The sequence below is a fragment of the Pseudomonas siliginis genome (genome assembly GCF_024072275.1).
Classification (GTDB): Bacteria; Pseudomonadota; Gammaproteobacteria; order Pseudomonadales; family Pseudomonadaceae; genus Aquipseudomonas; species Aquipseudomonas siliginis.
Map to the genome: position 1 here is coordinate 4213049 of NZ_CP099598.1, position 16830 is coordinate 4229878.

Annotated in this window: 14 protein-coding genes; 5 read left to right on the top strand and 9 right to left on the bottom strand. The window is 60.7% G+C overall.

The features are described 5' to 3' along the window. Positions 1 to 207: 207 nt before the first annotated feature. Positions 208 to 2862 (bottom strand): DNA gyrase subunit A, encoded by a 2655-nt coding sequence (gyrA, locus tag NF676_RS19360; protein ID WP_095182243.1) that lies wholly within the window; start codon positions 2860 to 2862, stop codon positions 208 to 210. A 423-nt stretch (positions 2863 to 3285) separates the two neighbouring features. Continuing rightward, positions 3286 to 4362: an S-methyl-5-thioribose-1-phosphate isomerase gene (gene mtnA, locus NF676_RS19365; RefSeq protein ID WP_056788343.1), complete on the bottom strand. Its 1077-nt coding sequence runs from the start codon at positions 4360 to 4362 to the stop codon at positions 3286 to 3288. Between the two features lie 108 nt (positions 4363 to 4470). Between mtnA and NF676_RS19370 the strand changes: the two genes are divergently transcribed. The 4 genes from NF676_RS19370 (at position 4471) to NF676_RS19385 (ending at position 8159) form a co-directional block, all read left to right on the top strand. Further along, positions 4471 to 5805: a TRZ/ATZ family hydrolase gene (locus NF676_RS19370; protein ID WP_252886621.1), complete on the top strand. Its 1335-nt coding sequence runs from the start codon at positions 4471 to 4473 to the stop codon at positions 5803 to 5805. Between the two features lie 56 nt (positions 5806 to 5861). Beyond that, complete coding sequence (ubiG, locus tag NF676_RS19375; protein WP_024013875.1) at positions 5862 to 6560, top strand: bifunctional 2-polyprenyl-6-hydroxyphenol methylase/3-demethylubiquinol 3-O-methyltransferase UbiG; 699 nt, start codon at positions 5862 to 5864, stop codon at positions 6558 to 6560. Positions 6561 to 6564: 4 nt separating this feature from the next. After that, positions 6565 to 7236 (top strand): N-acetylmuramic acid 6-phosphate phosphatase MupP, encoded by a 672-nt coding sequence (gene mupP / locus NF676_RS19380; RefSeq protein WP_041478269.1) that lies wholly within the window; start codon positions 6565 to 6567, stop codon positions 7234 to 7236. Between the two features lie 182 nt (positions 7237 to 7418). Beyond that, the gene (locus NF676_RS19385) at positions 7419 to 8159 is read left to right on the top strand and encodes a YciK family oxidoreductase (RefSeq protein WP_024013876.1); all 741 of its coding nucleotides are present in this window, start codon (positions 7419 to 7421) and stop codon (positions 8157 to 8159) included. On the opposite strand, the gene NF676_RS19390 is transcribed toward NF676_RS19385, so the two are convergent. Next, complete coding sequence (locus NF676_RS19390; protein ID WP_143498035.1) at positions 8146 to 8364, bottom strand: hypothetical protein; 219 nt, start codon at positions 8362 to 8364, stop codon at positions 8146 to 8148. The two genes, NF676_RS19385 and NF676_RS19390, sit on opposite strands and share 14 nt — an antisense overlap. Positions 8365 to 8521: 157 nt before the next feature. Between NF676_RS19390 and NF676_RS19395 the strand changes: the two genes are divergently transcribed. Beyond that, positions 8522 to 9448 carry a GGDEF domain-containing protein gene (locus tag NF676_RS19395; RefSeq protein WP_041478268.1) on the top strand — a complete coding sequence of 309 codons (927 nt, stop codon included), beginning with the start codon at positions 8522 to 8524 and terminating at the stop codon, positions 9446 to 9448. A 102-nt stretch (positions 9449 to 9550) separates the two neighbouring features. Here the strand turns inward: NF676_RS19395 and NF676_RS19400 are convergent, their stop codons facing one another. The 6 genes from NF676_RS19400 to NF676_RS19425 all read right to left on the bottom strand — a co-directional run bounded on the left by NF676_RS19400 (position 9551) and on the right by NF676_RS19425 (position 16830). Next, positions 9551 to 10312, bottom strand: coding sequence for an iron-containing redox enzyme family protein (locus NF676_RS19400; protein WP_431078152.1), 762 nt, complete (start codon positions 10310 to 10312; stop codon positions 9551 to 9553). 79 nt (positions 10313 to 10391) lie between these two features. Continuing rightward, on the bottom strand, positions 10392 to 12851 hold the full coding sequence (locus NF676_RS19405; protein ID WP_041478266.1) for an EAL domain-containing protein: 2460 nt from the start codon (positions 12849 to 12851) through the stop codon (positions 10392 to 10394). 137 nt (positions 12852 to 12988) lie between these two features. After that, entirely contained in the window at positions 12989 to 14806 is a 1818-nt protein-coding gene (locus NF676_RS19410; protein ID WP_252886623.1) for an ABC transporter ATP-binding protein, read from the bottom strand. Continuing rightward, a complete protein-coding gene (locus NF676_RS19415) occupies positions 14799 to 15401 on the bottom strand; it encodes a DsbA family protein (RefSeq protein ID WP_177180902.1) in 603 nt (200 codons plus the stop codon). Before NF676_RS19415 ends, NF676_RS19410 begins: the two co-directional genes overlap by 8 nt. A 35-nt stretch (positions 15402 to 15436) precedes the next feature. Next, positions 15437 to 16378, bottom strand: coding sequence for an oxygen-dependent tRNA uridine(34) hydroxylase TrhO (trhO, locus tag NF676_RS19420; protein WP_041478261.1), 942 nt, complete (start codon positions 16376 to 16378; stop codon positions 15437 to 15439). A 152-nt stretch (positions 16379 to 16530) separates the two neighbouring features. Further along, positions 16531 to 16830, bottom strand: coding sequence for a BolA family protein (locus tag NF676_RS19425; RefSeq protein WP_016770935.1), 300 nt, complete (start codon positions 16828 to 16830; stop codon positions 16531 to 16533).

Consider the following 16830-nt stretch of genomic DNA (forward strand, 5'->3'; position numbering starts at 1 on the left):
GTATCACGCAATAAATCACACTACCGATCAACATGGCCCTGTGGGAGCGAGCCTGCTCGCGAATGCATCACCGCGGTGCTTCAGAGGTACCGCAGCGCCTGCTTTCGCGAGCAGGCTCGCTCCCACAGGGGATCTCCATGATGTCGAAAATTCATACCGGACAAATAACAAGGGGGCGAATTCTCATCCGCCCCCTCGTTTGTCCGCTTATTCCTGCGGTTCTTCGTCTGCTGCGGCGTCGAGTTGCTGGTCGTCTGCGGCCTCGTCGATACCGACGGTGCCTGCGATTTCCTCGCCCTCTTCACCTTCAAGCTCTTCGCCTTCGATTTCCGAAGGCTCCTGAACCCGCTCCAGCCCGACCAGGGTTTCATCCTTGGCCAGCTTGATCAGCGTCACGCCCTGAGTATTACGGCCCAGGCTCGACACTTCGCCGACACGGGTACGCACCAGGGTGCCCTGATCGGAGATCAGCATGATTTCTTCGCCGTCGAGCACCTGTACCGCGCCGACCAGACGGCCGTTACGCTCGTTGCTGACCATGGCGATCACGCCCTGACCGCCACGCTTGTACTCAGGGAACTCGGTGATCGCGGTGCGCTTGCCATAACCACGCTCGGAAGCGGTGAGGATCTGGCTGCCTTCTTCCGGGATCAGCATGGAAATCAGCTTCTGCCCTTCCGGCAGACGCATGCCGCGCACGCCGCGAGCGGTGCGGCCCATGGCACGCACGTCGGACTCTTTAAAACGGGTGACCTTGCCGCCGTCGGAGAACAGCATCACTTCGCGCTCGCCATCGGTGATGGCCGCAGAGATCAGCACGTCGCCTTCGTCCAGCTCCAGCGCGATCAGACCGACGCTGCGCTGACGGCTGAAGGATTCCAGCGGGGTCTTCTTCACGGTGCCGTTGGCGGTGGCCATGAAGATGTAGTGACCTTCGGTGTATTCCTCGACCGGCAGCATGGTGGTGATGTATTCACCGTCATCCAGCGGCAACAGGTTGACCAGCGGACGACCACGGGCCGCGCGGGATGCTTCCGGAATCTCGTAGGTCTTGAGCCAGTACACCTTGCCCTTGCTGGAGAACAGCAGCAGCGTGGTGTGGCTGTTGGCAACCAGCAGGTGAGCGATGTAGTCCTCGTCCTTGACGCCGGTGGCCGATTTGCCTTTGCCGCCACGACGCTGAGCCTGATACGCAGCCAGCGGCTGGGTCTTGGCGTAGCCACCGTGGGAAATGGTCACGACGCGCTCTTCTTCCGGGATCATGTCACCCAGGGTCAGATCGAGACGGGCATCGAGAATTTCGGTGCGGCGCACATCGCCGTATTCGGCGCGGATCACTTCCAGCTCTTCGCGGATCACTTCCATCAGGCGCACGGCACTGTTGAGGATGCGGATCAGCTCGCCGATCTGGTTGAGGATCTCCTGGTACTCGGCCAGCAGCTTCTCGTGCTCCAGACCGGTCAGACGGTGCAGGCGCAGTTCGAGAATGGCTTGCGCCTGTTCTGGCGAGAGGAAGTACTTGCCTTCGCGCAGACCGTATTGCGGATCGAGATTTTCCGGACGGCACGAATCGGCACCGGCACGTTCAACCATCGCCACCACAGCCGAGGATTCCCAAGGCGTGCTGATCAGCGCTTCCTTGGCTTCCGACGGCGTTGGCGACGCCTTGATCAGGGCGATCACCGGGTCGATGTTCGACAGGGCAACGGCCTGGCCTTCGAGAATGTGCCCACGCTCGCGCGCCTTGCGCAGTTCGAACACGGTACGACGGGTGACCACTTCGCGACGGTGACGGACGAAGGCTTCCAGCAGATCCTTGAGGTTGAGGATGCGCGGGCGGCCGTCGATCAGCGCGACGATGTTGATGCCGAATACCGATTGCAGCTGGGTCTGGGCGTAGAGGTTGTTGAGGATCACCTCAGGCACTTCGCCGCGACGCAGTTCGATCACGACACGCATACCGTCCTTGTCGGACTCGTCGCGCAGCTCGGTGATGCCCTCGAGCTTCTTCTCTTTGACCAGCTCGGCGATCTTCTCGATAAGACGCGCCTTGTTCAGCTGGTAAGGCAGCTCGGTGATGACGATCTGCTGACGGCCACCGACCTTGTCGATGTCTTCGATGATCGAGCGGGCACGCATGTAAATGCGCCCGCGACCGGTGCGGTAGGCTTCGATGATGCCGGCACGACCGTTGATGATCGCGGCCGTCGGGAAGTCCGGACCGGGAATGTATTGCATCAGCTCATCGACGGTCAGCTCGGGATTGTCGATGAGGGCCAGGCAACCGTCGATGACTTCACCGAGGTTGTGCGGCGGAATGTTGGTCGCCATGCCCACGGCGATACCGCTGGAACCGTTGACCAGCAGGTTCGGTACGCGGGTCGGCATGACCGCCGGGATCAGTTCGGTGCCGTCGTAGTTCGGCACCCAGTCTACGGTTTCCTTGTGCAGGTCAGCCAGCAGCTCGTGCGCCAGCTTGGTCATGCGCACTTCGGTGTATCGCATGGCCGCAGCGTTGTCGCCGTCGACCGACCCGAAGTTGCCCTGGCCGTCGACCAGCAGGTAGCGCAGGGAGAAAGGCTGGGCCATACGAACGATGGTGTCGTATACGGCAGTGTCACCGTGCGGGTGATACTTACCGATCACGTCGCCGACGACACGGGCAGATTTCTTGTACGGCTTGTTGTAGTCGTTGCCCAGCTCGCTCATCGCGAACAGTACGCGACGGTGCACGGGCTTGAGGCCATCGCGCGCATCCGGCAGTGCACGGCCGACGATCACGCTCATTGCGTAGTCGAGGTAGGACTGTTTCAGCTCGTCTTCGATATTGACCGGGAGGATTTCTTTGGCCAGTTCGCCCATGAGAAGCCTGATTCCTTTTTCTGGTGAAACTTCGTCATATCCATGTGGGAGCAACGAAGCTCGTCGGGGCCGGCCGAGTGCCATGCGCCGACTTACGACAAATCAACATTGGATCGCGGATTTGCGCAGTAAAGACAGCTCCGTGGAGCCGCCTCGGAAAACGCCGGATGTTATCACAAAGGCCGCCACGCACCTATCCCCCAGATGCGCATGGAGCATAGTTAGTTGACCGATGACAGGCTTGAGGGGGACGACAGAAGCTCTGAGCTTCTTTGAATGTGAAATCTGGGGCAGATTTACAGTTGTTTATTGACATTCAGGCCCTCATCGCTGGCAAGCCAGCTCCCACAGGTTCAATGCCGGGCACAAAACCTGTGGGAGCTGGCTTGCCAGCGATGGGGTCCGCTCAGACGCAATAGTCCTTCAATGCAGGCGCTTGCGACACATCAGCAGGGCCATTTTCGCGGTGTCCGGGCGTTCGACGATGCCTTTCTCTGTGACGATCGCATCGATCAGATCCGCCGGAGTGACATCAAACACCGGGTTGAACGCTTCAACATCGGCACCGACGCGTTTACCGCCGACTTCCAGCAACTCGGCGCCATCACGCTCCTCGATCGGGATGTCATCGCCGCTGGCGAGGTTCATGTCGATGGTCGAACTCGGCGCCACCACCATGAAGCGCACGCCGTGGTGCATGGCGTTGACCGCCAGTTGATAGGTGCCGATCTTGTTCGCCACGTCGCCATTGGCGGTGATGCGGTCGGCGCCGACGATCACCCAGGTCACGCCTTTGGTTTTCATGATGTGCGCGGCGGCGGAGTCGGCATTCAGGGTCACCGGGATGCCTTCGTTGGCCAGTTCCCACGCGGTCAGCCGCGAGCCCTGCAGCCACGGCCGGGTCTCGTCGGCATAGACGCGTTCGACCATGCCTTCTATATAAGCCGCGCGGATCACTCCCAGCGCAGTTCCGAACCCACCGGTGGCCAGCGCGCCGGTGTTGCAGTGGGTCAGGATGGCTTGAGCGTTGCCCTGATGCTTGCGAATCAGATCGACGCCAAGCTGCGCCATGGTCAGGTTGGCCTCGCGGTCGCTTTCATGAATGGCGATAGCTTCGGCTTCCAGCGCCGCCAGCGGATCGGCGTTGCTTTTCAGGCGATCCAGGCGATCGTGCATGCGGCCCAGCGCCCAGAACAGATTGACCGCAGTCGGACGCGAATCGGCCAACAGCGCGAAATCCTCTTCCAGCGCCGCGTACCAGTCGCCGCCCTCGGCAATCCGCGCCCGCGCCGCGAGGACGATGCCATAAGCCGCACTGATGCCGATGGCCGGTGCGCCACGCACGACCATCGAGCGAATCGCCTCGGCCACGCCGGCGGCGCTGGTGTAGGCGATCCAGGTTTCCTCGAACGGCAAAATACGCTGATCCAGCAGGTGCAGCGCGCCATCACGCCAATCGATGGCCTTCACTTTCTCCGCAGCCAACAGTCGATCGCGCATCCCACACCCCGCACTCATGAACAAAAGCCGCCGATTATAGCGATCCCCCCGCGAAGACGCTCGGGTATACTTCGCCATCCTTTACAAAAGCACTGGAACCGACCCTCGATGCCGAAACCTGCCATTGCGCTCGACCTGTTATTGCTGCCGACCTGGCTGGTCCCCGTCGAACCTGCAGGCGTGGTGCTCAAGGAGCACGGCGTGGGCATCCGTGACGGTTGCATCGTGTTTATCGGCCCGCGCGCCGAAGCGTTGAAGTGTAACGCGACAGAAATCCGTGAACTGCCGGATGTTCTGTTGGCGCCGGGACTGATCAATGCCCACGGCCACGCGGCGATGACACTGTTCCGTGGCCTGGCTGACGATCTGCCGCTGATGACCTGGCTGGAAAACCACATCTGGCCGGCCGAAGGCAAATGGGTCGATGAGGATTTCGTCCGCGACGGCACCGATCTGGCCATCGCCGAGCAGATCAAGGGCGGCATCACCTGCTTCTCTGACATGTATTTCTTCCCGAAAGTCGCCAGCGAGCGCGTACACAACAGCGGTATCCGCGCGCAGATCGCCATTCCGATCCTCGATTTCCCGATCCCCGGCGCCAGCAGTGCCGACGAAGCCATTCGTCAGGGCGTCGAATTGTTCGGGGATCTCAAGCATCACGAACGCATCAAGATTACTTTCGGCCCTCACGCACCCTACACCGTCGGTGATGAGAACCTGGAGAAAATCAGGGTGATCGCCGAGGAGCTGGACGCCTCGATCCATATGCATGTGCATGAAACCGCATTCGAAGTGCAGCAGGCCGTCGAGCAGACCGGCGAACGGCCACTGGCGCGCCTGGGTCGCCTTGGCCTGCTCGGCCCGCGCTTCCAGGCGGTGCACATGACCCAGATCAGCGATGAAGACTTCGCGCTGCTGGTAGAAAGCAACAGCAGCGTGATCCACTGCCCGGAATCCAACCTCAAACTGGCCAGCGGCTTCTGCCCGGTCGAACGTTTGTGGCAGGCTGGGGTGAACGTTGCCGTCGGCACCGATGGCGCGGCGAGCAACAATGATCTGGACCTGCTCGGCGAAACCCGCACCGCCGCCCTGCTGGCCAAAGCCGTGGCCGGTTCTGCCACGGCGCTGGACGCTCATCGCGCCTTGCGCATGGCCACCCTCAATGGCGCCCGTGCGCTGGGGATCGAGGCGCAGGTCGGATCGCTGGAGATCGGCAAAGCCGCAGACATCGTCGCCTTCGACCTGTCCGGTCTGGCGCAGCAACCGGTGTATGACCCGGTGTCGCAGCTGATTTATGCGACCGGGCGTGATTGCGTGAAACACCTGTGGGTCGCCGGCAAGCAACTGCTCGACGACCGGCGCCTGACCCGCATGGACGAACAACAGCTGGGCGAGACCGCCCGCCACTGGGGCCAGCGCATCAGCGGCCACACCGAATCGTAAACACCGCGGCGCAATATCCGCGGCTACAGCCTTTTTCAAGTTTTAGAGGATTTAACATGAGCAACGTCGACCACGCCGAAATCGCCAAATTCGAGGCCCTTGCCCATCGCTGGTGGGACCGTGAAAGCGAATTCAAGCCGCTGCACGACATCAACCCGCTGCGGGTCAACTGGATCGACGAACGAGTCAATCTGGCCGGCAAGAAAGTCCTCGACGTCGGTTGCGGCGGCGGCATCCTCAGCGAAGCCATGGCTCAGCGCGGCGCCACCGTGATGGGCATCGACATGGGCGAAGCGCCGCTGGCGGTTGCACAACTGCATCAGCTGGAATCCGGGGTCAGCGTCGAATACCGGCAGATCACCGCCGAAGCCCTCGCCGACGAAATGCCCGAGCAGTTTGATGTGGTCACCTGCCTGGAAATGCTCGAGCACGTGCCGGATCCATCGTCGGTGATCCGCGCCTGTTTCCGCATGGTCAAGCCGGGCGGCCAGGTGTTCTTCTCGACCATCAACCGCAACCCGAAGGCGTATCTGTTCGCGATCATCGGCGCCGAATACATCATGAAGCTGCTGCCGCGCGGCACCCACGACTTCAAGAAATTCATCCGCCCCTCCGAGCTCGGCGCGTGGAGCCGCATGGCTGGCCTGACCGTCAAGGACATCATCGGCCTGACCTACAACCCGCTGACCAAGCACTACAAGCTGGCCAACGACGTTGACGTCAACTACATGATCCAGACCCTGCGCGAGGAATAAGCCGATGGCCATCAGAGCGGTACTTTTCGACATGGACGGCACCCTGCTCGACACCGCGCCGGACTTCATCGCCATCTGCCAGGCGATGCGCGCCGATCGCGGTCTGCCGCCGATCAACGACAAGCACATCCGCGACGAAATTTCCGGCGGCGCCAAGGCCATGGTCGCGGTGACGTTCTCGATGGATCCGGAATCGCCGGGCTTTGAGGAGCTGCGTCTGGAGTTTCTCGAGCGCTATCTGGTCGGCTGCGCAGTGCACAGCAAGCTGTTCGACGGCATGGGCGAACTGCTCGCTGACATCGAAAAGGCCAACCTGATCTGGGGTGTGGTCACCAACAAACCGTTGCGTTTCGCCGAGCCGATCATGCAGCGTCTGGGGCTGGCCGAGCGTTCGGCGCTGCTGATCTGCCCGGATCATGTGAAGAACAGCAAGCCGGATCCGGAGCCGCTGATCCTCGCCTGCAAGATGCTTGATCTGGATCCGTCGACCGTGCTGTTTATCGGCGATGATCTGCGCGATATCGAATCGGGCCGCGATGCCGGCACCAAAACCGCTGCGGTGACCTACGGCTACATCCACCCGGACGACAACCCACGGCATTGGGGTGCGGACGTGGTAGTGGACCACCCGCTGGAGTTGCGCAAGGTGCTCGACAGCGCGCTGTGCAGCTGCTGACCTGACTGTTGCAAATTCCCTGTGTGGCGAGGGGATTTATCCCCGCTGGGCTGCGAAGCGGCCCCCGCTTTTATCCAGGCGATGTGACACACAGGTTTTGCGACGGCTTCGCCGCCGAACGGGGATAAATCCCCTCGCCACTGGGTGAAGCAGGTCTTCATGAAATGGACTATGAGGTTTTTATGTTTGATTACACCGCTCGCCCTGAATTGCTCAAGGATCGGGTCATTCTGGTCACCGGTGCCGGCCGTGGCATTGGCGCAGCTGCGGCGAAAACCTATGCCGCCCACGGTGCCACTGTGCTGCTGCTGGGCAAGACCGAAGCCAATCTGACGGAGGTCTACGACGAAATCGAGGCTGCCGGTCATCCGCAACCAGCGGTGATCCCGTTCAACCTCGAGACCGCCCTGCCCCATCAGTACGATGAGCTGGCGGCGATGATCGAAACCGAGTTCGGCCACCTCGACGGCCTGCTGCACAACGCTTCGATCATCGGCCCGCGCACGCCGATCGAGCAACTCTCCGGCGAAAACTTCATGCGTGTCATGCAGGTCAACGTCAACGCGATGTTCATGTTGACCAGCACCCTGCTGCCGTTGCTCAAGCTGTCCCAGGATGCTTCGGTGGTGTTCACCTCCAGCAGCGTCGGGCGCAAGGGTCGCGCATACTGGGGCGCCTACGGTGTGTCGAAATTTGCCACCGAGGGCCTGATGCAAACCCTGGCCGATGAAGTGGAAGGCGTTGCGCCGGTACGCTCCAACAGCATCAACCCGGGCGGCACGCGCACCAGCATGCGCGCGCAGGCGTATCCGGGGGAAAATCCGCTGAACAACCCGACACCGGAAGAGATCATGCCGGTCTATCTGTACCTGATGGGCCCCGACAGCGCAGGCGTTAATGGCCAGGCGTTCAACGCCCAATAACGCCATACGTCGCATTTGTTGCCGCGGCAGAATGCTGTCGCGGCAAGCCATTGTCGCTCATAACCGTCACAAAGCCGCCAATAACCCAGCGCGGCTGCTTGGCATTCGCCAGCAAGTCATTGATTCGAAAAGCTTTAAATAAAATCGAACCGAATGGCACGCCTTTCGCTCTAAATTCCCTCAAAACATGCCGTGTGATGGCCATGGGGCAAACGCCGATTTCGATAGCTGACTGATCGTCTTGCGGCAGACTAAACTTACGCCAAACGTCCTACGGGACTGATGGATCAGTACGACGCGCAGCCCATAGCCGCTCTCACCCAGCCTGTAAGACAGACTTACTGCTTAGGGGCTCACGCCATATGAAATCTCCTTCCCAGACCCATGCAATTGACTTCGACAGTGCCAAATTGCAGCGCCTGGGCTTCGGTCAACTACCGGCGCTGATCGAGCGCCCGACCAGCCTGGCGCAATTGCGTCAGCAAATGAGCCTGCAACTGCAAACCAGCCTTGAGCCACAGCGCATCCTTGGCCTGTTCTTTCGCGAAATTCAACGCCTGGTGCCGCTGGACGCCCTGAGCTATGTGCATCAGGCCAGTGACTTGCGCCTGGAGTTCGGCACACGCGGCCACCACTCGGTCAGCTACACCCTGAGCCACGAAGGCGAGCACATGGGCGAGCTGGTCTTTCGCCGCAATCAGCGTTTCAACGACAAGGAACAGGGCGACCTCGAGTCGCTGCTGTCCTGCCTGCTGTACCCGATGCGCAACGCCCTGCTCTATCGCGCCGCGACGCAAAGTGCCTTGCGCGACCCGTTGACCGGTGCTGGCAACCGGGTAGCCATGGAGCAGACCTTGCAGCGCGAGATCGACATGTCGCGCCGCCATGCGCAACCGCTGTCGGTACTGATGCTCGATATCGACCACTTCAAACGCGTCAATGATGACCACGGGCATGGCGCCGGTGATGACGTGCTCAGAGCCATTGCCGCGTCGATCAAGGCGCAACTGCGCAACGTCGACATGGTGTTCCGTTATGGCGGCGAAGAGTTTCTGATCCTGCTGTCCAACACCGGTCGCGAAGCGGCGGCGATGGTCGGCGAGCGTTTGCGCCAGGCGACGCAGTCAGAGGAATATTTTGCCGATGGCCAGTTGATCGAGATCACCGTGAGCCTGGGATGCTCGACGTTGTTGCCGGGCGAGTCGGCAGACAGCTTGCTGCGCCGGGCCGACAGTGCGTTATATGTCGCAAAGCGCGAGGGGCGGAACCGGCTGGCGATGGCCGGCTAAAAATCATTGTGGGAGCGAGCCTGCTCGCGAAGAGGGAGGGTCAGACAACGATTCGTTGAATGACCCATCGCTTTCGCGAGCAGGCTCGCTCCCACAGTTCGATCAGCTTTCGGCTACGGTCCTGCGCTCGCGGTTGACCAGCAAGCGCTCCGAAGTTTCAAGCTGCATGCACCGCTCCAGAAACAGGTACATGTAGTCATAACTCTTGCAGATCGCCTGCCGCAATTCCGCCTGCAAAGCGTTGCTCGGGTTCATGCCGGCCAGGGTGCAGATGATTTCCAGCGCTTCCCACGGATGAGCGTCGTCGTACTGGGCATGCATCTTCAACCACTTCATGGCGCGCTTGCGGTCCTCTTCCGGGAACGCCGCCGCGTAGACCCCGGTCGAGCAGACCACCGCTGACCACTCCCCGGTCGCCCCCTCGATCGCATAATTGGTCGCGGCAATCGCCACGATCAGCGAATCCGCCGAGCTGGTGTGCCAGCACCAGTGACTCAGAGCATGCAGCTCCGGCGGCACTTGCTGGGCCTGGAGATCTTCGAGACTGACGCCATGGGCGCGACTCCAGTGCATCCAGTAGTCGGCGTGATTGAGTTCGACGCGGATGTTGCGCATCAGCCAGCGCCGCGCCATGTCTTCGCCGGGATGGCGGGCAAAGCGGGTCTTGGTGAGGTTCTGCGCCATGTACAAGGCAAACTGCTCGACCACCGGCCAGCCGCCGATGAGGTACTGACGCATGGTTTTCGCGCTGAGTCTGTTGTCACGCATGCGCTGATAAAGTTCATGTTCGACAACCCGGCGCTTGCTCTCGCTGCAATCCTTGATGAGCTGTTGCGCCCAGGCAGGATAACTTGCAGCTTCCATGAGGGGTCCGGTTCGGTTGAATGTGTCGATCACTGTTCGGCTCCTTTTGAGTTGTGATGGCAAGGATCGGCGAGAGACTTCAACGGAACGTGCCAGGCGCTTTGAACAACAACGGCTGCGGTCTGGCAGGACGACTTTGCAAACTGTCACAGGTAAACAACTGCGGACGCTCGATGACATACCCCTGAGCGTAATCCACACCTATTTCAAGCAACGCCTGTTCGATCTGGTTAGTTTCAACAAACTCGGCAATTGTCTGCTTACCCATAACATGACCGATGTGATTGATCACTTCGACCATTGCCCGATTAATCGGGTCGTCCAGCATATCCTTTACGAAACTCCCGTCGATCTTCAGGAAGTCTACAGGCAAATGTTTCAAGTAAGCGAATGAAGACATTCCGGCACAAAAGTCATCCAGAGAAAAGTGACAACCTAAGCCTTTGAGTTCATTGATAAAACGAATTGCACTGCCAAGATTTGCAATTGCACTGGTTTCGGTAATTTCAAAACAAATCATTTCAGGCGGTATAGCGTAGTTAACAAACTGTTCCCGCAGGAAGTGCAAAAACGCGTCATCTCCTATAGTAATGCCTGACAGATTAATCGCACACATTGCCAAAGGAAGTTCATGTTCCTGTTCAATACACTGGGCAATAACCTTGAAAACGTTTTGAACTACCCAGCGATCTAACTGGGTCATCAAACCATAACGCTCCGCCGCCGGAATAAAGCTGTCAGGCAAAATCATCCGCCCCGATTCATCATGCAGGCGCAGGAGAATTTCGATGTGTCCGGCCTGGCCGGGTTGCGGCTTGAGCGGCGCGATCTGCTGGGCATAAAGGCAGAAGCGGTTTTCTTCGAGCGCCATATGCAGCCGTTGCACCCAAGCCATTTCACCGAAGCGCATGGACAGTTCGGAGTCGTCCGCATGATAGACCTGCACGCGGTTGCGGCCCTTTTCCTTGGCCATGTAGCAAGCCATGTCCGCCGCACGCAGGGAGGCTTCCAGGGTGGTCGGATTCTGTGCGACATGTACCAGGCCAATACTGACGGTGGTCAGGAACGGCCGTCCTTTCCAGACAAAATGCAGATTCTGCACGGTCTGACGCAGGCTTTCGGCAATCTTCTCCGCGATGTCCGGCGGGCAGTTCTCGAGCAAAATCCCGAATTCGTCGCCGCCCAGTCGCGCCAGGGTGTCGCCCTCGCGCAGGTCTGATTGCAGCAGCGTGCAGATATGCCGCAGCAACTCATCGCCCGCCGCATGACCACAGGTGTCGTTGACCAGTTTGAACTGGTCCAGATCGAGGAACATCAGGGCATGCCGGCCGGGCTGGCGCGTCAGGTTGTGCAAGGCCTGTTCGAGGCGATATTCGAATTCGCGGCGGTTCGCCAGACCGGTCAGCGCATCGTGGGTCGCCTGCCAGGACAGATTGGCGATGTATTGCCGCTCCTGAGTCATGTCGTGCAGCACCAGCACCGTGCCGCTGACATTCCCGGCATTGCGGATCGGCGCGCCGACCAGGGTCACCGACAGGGTGCTGCCGTCCAGCCGCTGGATCAGCTTGGAATGTTCGCTGCCGCCGCTGAGCTGGCCACTGAGAATGTGCTCGATCAACGTCAGCCCTTCGGTCTGAGCGTTATCGTCAAGCAGGTTGAACAGCGCCGACAACGGCAGCCCCGCCGCCTGCTCGGCCTTCCAGTGCGTCATGGCCTCGGCGGCGGGGTTCATGTAATCGATCGCGCCGTTGACGTCGGTGGTGATCACGCCATCGCCAATCGATTGCAAGGTGATGTGCGCGCGATCCTTCTCCAGTTGCAGCGCCTGGGCGAATTCATGGCGTTGCCTGAGCAGTTTGTGCGTGCGCCACAGCGCCAGCGCGATCAGCCCCAGCGCGGTGGCCAGGTTGGTGAACAACAGCAGGCGCATGATCACCCGCGAGCCTTCGCCCAAGGCATCGCTGAAGGCTCTGGCGGCTGGGGTGACTGCATCGTTGATGGCGAAGATCTGTAACTTCCAGCGCTGCACATCGCCCGGGCTGGCCTGGTTCTGCGCAATGCCTTGGTGCATCTCCTGCGCGACTTCGTGCAATCGGTCGAGATAGGCATCGCCAATCGTCCAGCGATCGATCGCGGTTTCCAGATAACTGTAGTGGCGAAAATTGAGGTACAGCCAGATGACGCTGGAGACATCGTCCGGATGATTACCGCCCTTGAGAATGCCTTCGCGCGCCGCTTGCAGATCAGGCGGCTGACGATCCAGTGCCAGGCGCAATTGGTGCCCGCCCTGGGGCACGGCGATCGCCGTCAGGTATTTGCGGTAGATCGCCTCGTCGCGGCTGTCGGCGTAGAGGTTGAGGTAATAGATGGCGTCTTTCTGGCCCTTGGACCACAGGCTTTCGCCAGCGACGTAGCCTCGCACGGCCGAAAGCACGTAAAGGCTCACGCCCCCCAGTAATGCCTGGAACACCACGACAGCAATAAAGGGCCAGACGATACCCAACAACCGTGGTGTTCCCAGAGTCTGCTTTTGCTTCATGAGATTCCTTGCATGAGCACTGCCCGCTCGCCTTCCGGGCGAATTCGCTATGACGAGACTAGGTGGGGTTCTCGTTCAAGGCAAGGCGCGGCGTTACACCGCGCGCAGAACCTCTGACAGGTCGGCGAGGGTTTCGATCAGTGCTGTTGCAAGTTGCCGTAGAGCTTGGCGTACAGACCGCCGTCGGCGATCAGTTGGCGATGGTCGCCGTCCTCGGCGATCTGCCCGCCGTCGAACACCAGCACGCGGTCCGCCTGTTTCACCGCCGACAGGCGATGGGCAATGATCAGCGTGGTGCGGCCATGGAGAAACTTCGACATCGCCTGGTGCAGGTTGTACTCGGTGGCGGCATCGAGGGCCGAGGTGGCTTCGTCGAGAATCACCACTTTCGGCTCGGCGAGGATCATCCGTGCGATCGCCAGACGCTGGCGCTGACCGCCGGACAAACGCACGCCGGAGCGACCAACGATGCTGTCGAGGCCAGCGGGCAGCGCGCGGATGGTCGCGGCCATCTGCGCGATTTCCAGCGCCTGCCAGCAGGCTTCGTCGCTGCGCATGCGGCCCATGGTCAGGTTGGCGCGCACACTGTCGTTGAACAGCGCCGGATGCTGCAGCACCACCGCGACGTTCTCGCGCACCGTCTCCAGACCGATCTCCTGTTGGGTCGATCCGCCGAAGCGAATGGTCCCGGCCGCTGGCGTGTACAGACCCAGCAGCAACTGCACCAAGGTACTTTTGCCGCCGCCGCTCGCCCCGACAATCGCGACTTTTTCGCCGGGCAGGATCGACAGGTTCATCTGATCCAGCACCAGCTCGTCGCCATAACCGAAACTCAGGCCTTGCACCTCGATGCCGACGGTGTCGCGCCCCTTGAACGGATCGACGCCGCCGGGATACTGCGGCTCGTCGGCACGCGCCAGCAGTTCATTGATCCGCGTCAGCGCACCGCCCGCTGCGTAGTAGGCGTATTGCAGATTGAGCAGTTGTTCGACCGGGCCGATCATGAACCACAGGTAGCTGAACACCGCGAGCATCTGCCCGATCGAAAGATCGGAAAACAGTACGGTGAGCATCGCCGCCGCGCGGAAGATGTCGATGCCGAACTGGAACAGCAAACCACTGGCGCGGTTCGAGGCGTCGGTTTTCCACTGCGAGTTGACTGCGTAGTTGCGTACTTCCTGCGCGCGCACACCGAGGCGCCCGAGGAAATAGCCCTGACGATTGCCCGCGCGCACTTCCTGAATCGCATCGAGGGTTTCGCTCAGGGCCTGGGTGAAACGCGAGGTGCTGTCGTTTTCCAGCTTCTTCAGATGCTTGACGCGTTTGCCCAACTGCACCGTGGCATAGATCACCAACGGGTTGAACAGCAGAATCAGCAGCGCCAGCTTCCAGTGCATCCACATGAGGATGCTGGCGGTGCCGACCAGGGTCAGCATGGCGACGAGGAAGCGGCTGAGGGTTTCGCCGACGAATTTGTCGAGGGTATCCAGATCGGTGACCAGGTGCGTGGTCACTGTGCCGCTGCCGAGGCTCTCGTATTCACCAAGGGAAATGCGCTTGAGCCGCTCGATCAGGCGTACGCGAATGCGGTAGACGATGTCCTTGGCCAGGCGCGCAAACAGCCGCGACTGCAACACGCCAAAACACAGGGCGCTGCAACGCAAGGTCAGGGTCACCACCAGCATCAGGCCGATATAACCCGCCGCCTGCTGCCACATGCTTGGCAGAAAATGATTCATGACTTTCAGTGCGGCATCGCCGTGGCCGAGCAGCACTTCGTCGACCAGCAACGGCAGCAGCAAAGGGATCGGCACGCTGCACAGCGTCGCCAGCACGGCCACGCCGTTGGCGATCCACAGGGATTTCTTGTGATGCAGTGCCAGACGCCGCACTTCAGCCCAGCTCAGCCGGTCGACACGCTCTACGGCTGGCGTGTCATCGGCGCGGTCAGACACAGGCCGCGCGCTCCAGCCAGCGGCCGAGCAACGGCGACAGCTCGCTGAGCGGTTGATAACCGTTGGTCAGCAGCGCCAGTTGCCCGTTGCGCTCGGCCAGCAGGGTCGGAAAACCGGCGATGCCCAAGTCCTGCACCCAAGTGAAATCGGCCTGGGTCGCCTTGTGCTGATCGGCATGATCGAACAACGCCGCGAATTCGATACGCGGCACACCGGCCTGCTCCGCCAACTCGACCAGCACGCTGGCCTGGGTGACATCGCGACCCTCGGCGTAAAACGCCTGCTGGATCAGCCCGACCAATGTCCACGCGCAATCCGGCGCCAGACTGCGCGCGGTGACAATGGCGCGACAGGCAGGCTCGGTGTCGTAGACAAAACCGTCAGGCAACGCGCCGTCGAACTTGAACGGCTGGCCGGTGGCCTCGGTGACCGCTTGCCAGTGCTCGAGAATGTAGCGCCGCGTGGTCGGCTCCAGCGCCGAACCGCTGCCGGTGCGCAACCCGCCGACCACCAGATGCAGCTCGACTCCGGCTGCCTGCGCCTGCTCGACCAGTGCCTTGGCCACCGGAGCAAACCCCCAGCACCATGAACACATCGGATCCATCACATAGAGCAGGCGCGCAGACATGGTTAAGCCTCGGAAGATGCTTGCTTATAGTTGTAGCCGATCGGGTGCGGCTGATTGCGTGCCTTGGCCAGTTCGATCTGCTTTTGCCGATCGATGGCGCTGCGCCGGGTCTTCTCGCTGAGCTTGTCCCAGCAATGCGGGCAACTGATGCCGGCGACGTAATGCTCGGAGGCGCGATCTTCAACGCTGACCGGCGTGCGGCAGGCATGACATTGATCGTAGTCGCCTTCCGTCAGGTCGTGACGCACGGTGACGCGGTTGTCGAAGACGAAGCAGTCGCCGCGCCATTTGGTTTCTTCCTGCGGCACCTCTTCGAGGTACTTCAGGATGCCGCCCTTGAGGTGGTAGACCTCTTCGAAGCCCTCGCCGAGCATGTAGCTCGAGGCTTTCTCGCAGCGAATGCCGCCGGTGCAGAACATCGCGACCTTCTTGTGCACGGCCGGGTCGAAGTGTTCTTTGATGTAGTCGGGAAACTCGCGAAAACTGGTGGTTTTCGGATCGATGGCGCCTTCGAAGGTACCGATCGACACTTCGTAGTCGTTGCGCGTGTCGATCAGCAGCACTTCCGGGTCGCTGATCAGCGCGTTCCAGTCTTGCGGCTCGACGTAAGTGCCGACCTTTTTGTTCGGGTCGACGCCCTCGACGCCGAGGGTGACGATCTCTTTCTTCAGCTTGACCTTGGTGCGATAGAACGGCTGCTCGTCGCAGTACGATTCCTTGTGGTCAATGTCGACCATGCGTGGATCGTTCTTGAGCCAGGCGAGCAGACCGTCAATGCCTTCGCGGCTGCCGGAAACCGTGCCGTTGATGCCTTCTTCGGCGATCAGCAGAGTGCCTTTGATGCCGTTGTCGACCATCGCTTGCAACAGGGGCTCGCGCAGGTCAACGTAATCTTCGAGGGTGACGAACTTGTACAGTGCCGCCACGACAATCGGTTGTGTCATGGGTATTTCTCCAGGTGGCTACCCTCGCAAAGGGTGAACCGGATTCAATAAAAAACGCGCCGGCTAAGCGGCGCGTTGCGAATTCTAGCAAAAAACATCACCGCCTGCGGCTGTGCCCTGTAGGAGCTGCCGAAGGCTGCGATCTTTTGATCTTAATGTTTGCTACCGCCGGCACAGGTCGGCGACGCCGGAGCGCCGTCGATCTCTGCCCATTCCTGCGGGGTGTAGGTGTGCAGCGCCAACGCATGGAACTCGCCCATCAGCTCGCCGAGCGTGCCGTAGACTTTCTGGTGGCGCTTGACCCGGTTCAGGCCTTCGAACTGCGCGCTCACCACCACCGCCTTGTAGTGGGTCTGAGACCCGCGACTGTGCATGTGGCTTTCGTCGAGCACTTGCAGGTGCTCAGGCTGTAACAGGGCCAGCGTCGATTCGATGCGTTGTTGCATGGTCAT

Coding starts and splice junctions, on each gene's coding strand:
- NF676_RS19385 (WP_024013876.1), top strand. CDS start 7,419: ATGTTTGATTACACCGCTCGCCCTGAATTGCTCAAGGATCGGGTCATT.
- ubiG (WP_024013875.1), top strand. CDS start 5,862: ATGAGCAACGTCGACCACGCCGAAATCGCCAAATTCGAGGCCCTTGCC.
- gyrA (WP_095182243.1), bottom strand. CDS start 2,862: ATGGGCGAACTGGCCAAAGAAATCCTCCCGGTCAATATCGAAGACGAG.
- NF676_RS19415 (WP_177180902.1), bottom strand. CDS start 15,401: ATGTGTTCATGGTGCTGGGGGTTTGCTCCGGTGGCCAAGGCACTGGTC.
- NF676_RS19400 (WP_431078152.1), bottom strand. CDS start 10,312: ATGGAAGCTGCAAGTTATCCTGCCTGGGCGCAACAGCTCATCAAGGAT.
- NF676_RS19390 (WP_143498035.1), bottom strand. CDS start 8,364: ATGGCCATCACACGGCATGTTTTGAGGGAATTTAGAGCGAAAGGCGTG.
- mtnA (WP_056788343.1), bottom strand. CDS start 4,362: ATGCGCGATCGACTGTTGGCTGCGGAGAAAGTGAAGGCCATCGATTGG.
- NF676_RS19425 (WP_016770935.1), bottom strand. CDS start 16,830: ATGACCATGCAACAACGCATCGAATCGACGCTGGCCCTGTTACAGCCT.
- NF676_RS19370 (WP_252886621.1), top strand. CDS start 4,471: ATGCCGAAACCTGCCATTGCGCTCGACCTGTTATTGCTGCCGACCTGG.
- NF676_RS19405 (WP_041478266.1), bottom strand. CDS start 12,851: ATGAAGCAAAAGCAGACTCTGGGAACACCACGGTTGTTGGGTATCGTC.
- NF676_RS19395 (WP_041478268.1), top strand. CDS start 8,522: ATGAAATCTCCTTCCCAGACCCATGCAATTGACTTCGACAGTGCCAAA.
- mupP (WP_041478269.1), top strand. CDS start 6,565: ATGGCCATCAGAGCGGTACTTTTCGACATGGACGGCACCCTGCTCGAC.
- trhO (WP_041478261.1), bottom strand. CDS start 16,378: ATGACACAACCGATTGTCGTGGCGGCACTGTACAAGTTCGTCACCCTC.